Source organism: Collinsella sp. TF05-9AC, from assembly GCF_003438495.1.
Classification (GTDB): domain Bacteria; phylum Actinomycetota; class Coriobacteriia; order Coriobacteriales; family Coriobacteriaceae; genus Collinsella.
The window spans coordinates 1-712 of record NZ_QSSH01000073.1 but is presented as its reverse complement, the minus strand read 5'-3'; the positions used below and the strand labels follow the sequence as shown (position 1 = coordinate 712).

Sequence of the window (712 nt, the reverse complement as noted above, 5' to 3'; positions counted from 1 at the left end):
GGGACGTGTCTCTATAGTTTTGTCAACCGCGTGCTTCGCGCCATTTCGGCATGACGCATCCGGGCGCCCGGCGCCCCCGCTTCCCCTTCGGTTGATCCCGCCGCCCGCTAGGCCGCGTACGGGACGGCGTCGCGCATGATCGCGTAGATGACCTTGAGCCTCTTCCTCGCGACCGCCTTCAGCGCCTTGCTGTGCCTCATCCCCCTCGCCCTGCACTCCCCGTAGTACCTCCCGAACCTGTTGTCCGTGCCGATGAGGGAGTTGCAGCTGAATATGAGCAGGTTCTTGAGCTGCCTGTTCCCGCCGTGCTGCGGCGATGTCGACCTGATGCTGCTCCCGGAGCGCCTATCGGACGGCGCCACGCCGCAATAGCTCGCGAGCTCGTCGTGCCCCCTGAACGCGGATATGTCGATCGACGTCACCAGCGCCGCGGCGGTCTTGGGGCCGATCCCGGGCACCGTGAGGAGGCACTCGTAGACCTCGTCGCCCGCCAGCGAGTCGGCCACGAGCGAGTCGAGCTCCTCGATGTCGGCGTCGAGGGAGGCTATCTCCCGGGCGAGTATCCGGACCGCGACGTCCTCGCCGGCCGGGAGCCGCCTTCCCGAGCGCGACGAGGCCAGCAGCGCCTCCCAGAGCCTCCTGGCCCCCGCGGCGGGGGCGCCCGCGCGCCTGGCGGCGCTCGAGAACCTGCGCCAGCCGGCGGCCGAGCACC

General features: G+C 69.9%; 1 protein-coding gene. It reads right to left on the bottom strand.

The window, feature by feature from the left end:
• Nucleotides 1-107: 107 nt before the first annotated feature.
• Nucleotides 108-712: transposase (locus DXC52_RS09905; protein WP_147330627.1), on the bottom strand; the 605-nt coding region annotated here is incomplete at its 5' end.